The following is a 5,601-nucleotide window of genomic DNA, read 5'->3' on the forward strand; positions in this document are numbered from 1 at the left end:
CTAATACCCCGATATATTCAGATACTTTAAAGAAAATAATAGATTATGCGCTACTAAGTGAAACAACTCGTTTTTCTATGCTTGAAATCAGTTTTGATCAAGCAATATTTTGGTTAGATTCAGTACAAAGTGAAATTGAAGTTCATAAATTTTTAGATGAGCTGATCGACTCAATTAAGCAGTTCTTCGTTCGCAAAAATATCCAAATCAAATTTGCCGCCTCTTATACTATGATTGAGCCCAAGCAGCCACTGTCGGAGGCGATAGACCGCCTAGTGATCTATACCCAATTCGTCTGTGAATCTCGGACTGACTTTTACATGCGTTATTCACAATCGCTGCTTTCAGAGAAGCTAAATGAGCATAAAGTGTCTGAAGCATTATTCAACGCTGTCGATAATGGTGAATTTTATCTAAGGTTTCAACCAAAACTCAGTTTAAAAGAACATTCGATCAATAGCTGCGAAGTGTTGATCCGTTGGAAGAACAGCCAGTTTGGCGCTAACTCACCGGATTATTTTATTCCGTTGGCAGAAAAAGACGGACAAATAGTTAAAATAGGAAATTGGGTGCTAGAGCAAACGTGTATCGCACTGTCTGAGTGGCGAAAAGAGGCGCTTAATATTAAAAAAGTTGCAGTGAATATTTCACCTTATCAACTCTCCGACCCTGACTTTGTACAAACCATGTATTCAATTATCAAAAAGTATTCACTTCAACCAAAGCAATTTGAATTAGAAATCACCGAGAATTTTGTTTTGGAAAACCTCGAGCAAGCTAAGGCTAAATTAATACAGTTAAAAGAAATCGGATTCTCTATTGCTATTGATGATTTTGGCAGAGGGTATTCCTCTTTGGGTTATATTTCAAAGTTGCCAGTAGATGTTATTAAGATTGACAAAAGTCTGATAGAAAATATCGACAGTTCCAAATCGGCTCGTGATCTTGTCCAAAATGTCATTCGATTAGTTCATGACCTTGGATTAAAAGTTGTTGCTGAAGGGATAGAGACCGTCGAGCAGCTTGAAATTTTAGAGCAGTTACAATGTGACGAAGTACAGGGATATCTAATCGGAAAACCTGTTTTGTTTGAGGAGCTTACTCACTATGTCTATTAAAAACCAAGTACCACGGATTGTACTCGTTGATGACGATGAGTTAATGTTGAAGTCGCTCTACCGTCACTTCAATATAAGTATGGAAGGTGCAGATATATTGACCTTCTCATCCCCTAAACAATTTATTGAATCCCTAGATACGTTAACTAGCATCGATATCTTAGTTAGCGACTACCTTATGCCGGCAATTAATGGTGTTGAATTAATCAATATTGTGAGACGTCGCTATCCGCAAGTCCTTACCGTATTGTTAACCGGTGATACTACAGGAAAAGTACTGTGTAAGTCGTCAATTTCCGCGACCTTTATCGTAGCTAAGCCATTTAGAAGAGAAGAATTTGATGATGTTATTACTGCATTTTATCGACTCTGTGAGTTGCCATTAAGTGAGTCTATAAAGCAGGCGTTAAATGAAACTTTCATCCAAAACGAATTGCCTATTTTGCTAAGTAGAATTGAGGATATTGATTTAGATTTTCATAAGCTTGAAGCGATGCTTGAACAAGAAGTCCTCATTCAAGCTAAGTTATTCCACTTATGTAACAGTGCTTATGTCGGGTTATCGACAAAGCAATACTCCTTGTCTACCGCAATAAAGACACTCGGTGTGGACTTAGTTTCCGCAATTATTGTCTCTGCGTGTTATCACAATATGGTCGCAGCCAGATACAATATCGTAAACTGTGAGCAGTTAAGTGATATTAACTTTAGAAAGGTTAAGTTACTAAAAGAATTGGTACAAAAACGACGTGATTCATCAGTTGACACCGAGCGTATTGTTTTTATTCAATCTCTATTATTTCTTGGTGAGTTGGGCTCTGAAATAGTCCAGCTTATAACTGAAAACCAATGCCACTCCCCAGGGGGCTGCTATACAGAGAAATTACATATGGCCCTCTACACCGCTACCTTAATAGGCTACGAGTCAGCCATCACTGATGAACTGTATGCACTCATTGAAGCCTTAGAAACGGGAACCTCAGATAGTAATACCACTACATTGTTGTTGCTTACAGATACAATTACCAATAAGGAAGTGAATCAAGGCGTCATCGACATGTTTTGTGATCAAAAGGGCCTAGATTGGTTGGAGCTTTTCTATGAACTCAGAAGTAAATACTTTAGCTAGTTATAACATACTGATTTTAGACGATGAACTGTCTGTACTTAACGCATTAAAGCGACTTATAAGTCTGCCGCTAGTAGAAGTTGTCTGTTTTGACAATCCGTTTGAAGCACTTGAGTATTTAGACTCGCACCCTGTTCAGGTTATTATCTCCGATTTTAGAATGCCAATTATGAATGGCGGAAATTTTCTAAAACGAGCCAAAGAAATACGCCCAGGTGCAGTAAGCTTGATTCTCAGTGGTTATACTGACTCCGACATACTTATTGATATGATAAATAGCAAGGTTGCACATAAGTTTTTGTGTAAACCATGGGAGAACGACAAATTACTCGCAGAAGTCAACGCAGCAATAGATGTGTACAACCACAACTATTTTAAAACAGTGTTGCAAGAACAACTTAAAAAGCGTGATTGCCCTCGGGTCTTAATCAATAATGAAGGTCTAGTTGTCGAACATAATCTCAGTCACGATATAGAATCTCAGATACTTGCTGAATTTTCGGCATGCTTTAGTGGTAACGGTATCTACCACACCCCTCTTGGTGTTTTAAGATGTGAGATCCGTAGTAATCCAAAAGACGAAGAGTTCTATTTGATCACTATTGAAAAGGTTGATGTTGCAGATGAAATAAACATCTATGAAGTGATCAATGAGCTTCTATTGTGCTACTCGATAAACCCTTTTTTAACTTACTATGCGTTGCCAACCTGCGAGCTCACCTCAGCGAAACTCGCTGCTGCGGCCCATGAAGTTTTTAGAAACTATAAAATACTACCTTCACCTACACATCATTATCTGTTCGTACTGGATAACATTGAAAATTCTTTATTGCCAAGAAAACAAATAGAACTAGAAATTCAGCTGGAAAAGTTACTCAATACTGCACTGCCTCACGAAATACAAAGTAACACGACTCAGCTTACCGAATTTTTAATTAATGGGGAGTGAGCGTGGATACTTTTGCAAAAGTCGAATTAACACAGGATTTAGTCGAATCAAGTTTTCCACTCGCTGACCTCAACACCCTGCTCACTTCTCTATCAAACTATTTTGATGTACCAATTACTTTGGTTACCGTCATTGAAGGTCAATGGCAACACCTAATCGCCAAGCATGGGATTCTTGTTGATAAAACACCAGAACAAGATGCTTTTTGTAAGCGCTTAATCAAGCATAACAAATCACTACTGATTCCAGATACTTCCTTAGATGAAAACTATGCAAACAATCCTCTTGTTACTGGTGAACCTCACATTCGCTCATATTTGGGTGTGCCTTTTCGGATCGATGGCAAACCAATTGGTGGTGTATGTCTAATCGATACCAAACCAAAGAATTATGCCGAGCGAGATATTCATTTGCTCGAGACAATTAGCGGCCTGATCACCACTATTTTGGAGCTACAAAAAAATTACTCGCTGTACCTTGAGGATCAAGAGCTAATCCGCTTTTCACCAATCGTATTAATAAAATGGAAGTACAATAATGGGCTTCACATTCGTACCGTATCTCCTAACATTGAGCGCGTCATTGGTATTGACACTTTTAACTTATGCTCTGGTGAAATACATTTTGAAGATTTACTTACTGAATCAAGCGTTGAGAAGTTTCATTTTAACTTGCAAAACCATTTAGCTGGTTTAGAAGCGTCTGAAATTTTGCTAGAGATGGAACTGGATTCAAAACAGATCTGGATCCGAATGATCACGGTGGCGCATTTTAACCACGAAGGCAGAATGACGAATATCCAAGCCTTTATTACTGAAAATACCGCACAAAAGTATACTGAAGACAAGCTCAATGAAACAAACCGGCAGATGCGTTTGTTATTAGAAGCTTCAGAACTTGGAACATGGGATTGGAATATTCCAGCAGATATAAACAAAGTAAATAAAAAGTGGTGTGATATGCTTGGGATCGAATTTGAATATGTCGAAACCAGCGTTAATTATTTCCGTCAGCTTATTCACCCAACCGACCGTAGTCATGTAGAAACAAATCTAGCTCAGCACCTACAGGGGCTAACTGATGCCTACACCACTTCTTATAGAATGAAACATGCTGATGGACACTGGGTATGGATTGAAACCTATGGCAAAGTGGTTGAGCGTGATAATAGCGGTAGAGCACTACGTCTTGCTGGAACTCACCGTGATATTACCGACCGAATGGAAGCCCAGCTACAAGAACGCAAGCAAAAGCAGTTGCTGTCGTTTATCAGTAAGGCACAGTCAGCCTATTTAAAGACGGGTGATCTTTCTAAATCATGCCGTGAAATTCTAGAAGAGCTCATTGACATTGCTGATAGTCAATTTGCGTTGATCGGCGAACTTGAACATTCCGCTGGTGTACCTAGGCTTTTTATCCATGCAATTTCGGAGATGCAGTGGAATGATCTAAGCTCTCAACTGGTTCAGCGATATTATGATAATGACCTCTATTTTACTGATTTTAATAATTTATTTGGTTCGGTTATCCTAACGGGAGAGACCGTCATTAGTAATGAACGAGGTAAACATCCTGCATCGAAAGGTACGCCAAAAGGACACCCTAGGATCTCTAAGTTTTTAGGGCTACCGATAAAGCTCAATGGTGAGTTAATCGGTATGATTGGGCTTGCGAATAAGTTTTTTGACTATACCGAAGAAGATGCACAATTCTTACAACCACTAGTCGACTCTCTAGCGGGTTTATACTATGCGGTTAAACTCGATAAAGAGCGCCAGGAAGCGGAAAACAAGCTGCTTGAGCTTGCGATGACCGACACCTTATCGGGCCTGCCCAACCGACGTGCCTTTATGGAAAAAGCCGCCGAAGTTGGTGAGATTTCCTTCCCCTATTTAATTGGTATGGTAGATATCGATAACTTTAAGTCTATTAATGATACCTACGGTCACGATGCTGGTGACAAAGCCATTAAGCTGATTGCTCACACTATAAAGGACGCGCTACGCAGTGATGATTTTACCGCGAGAATGGGAGGTGAGGAGTTTGCATTTGTGTTACTTGATGCTACATACGGATCGTCTAGTTCGCTGATTGAAACCATAAGAAAGTCAATATCTGACTTAGAAATTACCTTGTCAGAAGAAAAAAGCATCCATCTCACGGTTAGTATTGGTGTAAAAGCAGTACTTCCCGAGATGGAAAAAATGTCTATTACTGGACATCTAAACGATGCTGACAAAGCATTGTACGAGGCTAAACGCACAGGCAAAAACAAGGTAGTTTGGTTTAAATAATCAATATATTAACTCCACCGCTTTGAACTAACAGATAATGACAAACCAAAAAAGTGACCTATTTTTCTTTAATGAGTTAAGTTCGAGAAGTAAGGCTTGATTACATTTTCC

The 5,601-nt window shown here is 39.1% G+C and carries 4 protein-coding genes; all 4 read left to right on the top strand.

Features of this window, described 5'->3' with window-relative positions; all coding sequences use genetic code 11:
• Window positions 1-1,118 (top strand): EAL domain-containing protein (locus L1D50_RS21160; protein WP_239966751.1); only part of this gene is annotated, 1,118 nt, incomplete at its 5' end.
• Window positions 1,108-2,247, top strand: a complete 1,140-nt coding sequence (locus L1D50_RS21165) for a response regulator (protein ID WP_128728111.1) — start codon at window positions 1,108-1,110, stop codon at window positions 2,245-2,247. The genes L1D50_RS21160 and L1D50_RS21165, both read left to right, overlap by 11 nt.
• Window positions 2,219-3,196 carry a response regulator gene (locus L1D50_RS21170; RefSeq protein WP_138524061.1) on the top strand — a complete coding sequence of 326 codons (978 nt, stop codon included), beginning with the start codon at window positions 2,219-2,221 and terminating at the stop codon, window positions 3,194-3,196. Before L1D50_RS21165 ends, L1D50_RS21170 begins: the two co-directional genes overlap by 29 nt.
• Window positions 3,197-3,198: 2 nt before the next feature.
• Window positions 3,199-5,490, top strand: coding sequence for a diguanylate cyclase (locus L1D50_RS21175; RefSeq protein ID WP_239966752.1), 2,292 nt, complete (start codon window positions 3,199-3,201; stop codon window positions 5,488-5,490).
• Window positions 5,491-5,601 lie beyond the last annotated feature (111 nt).

The sequence above is a fragment of the Pseudoalteromonas sp. Isolate6 genome (assembly GCF_022398435.1).
Taxonomy (GTDB): domain Bacteria; phylum Pseudomonadota; class Gammaproteobacteria; order Enterobacterales; family Alteromonadaceae; genus Pseudoalteromonas; species Pseudoalteromonas galatheae.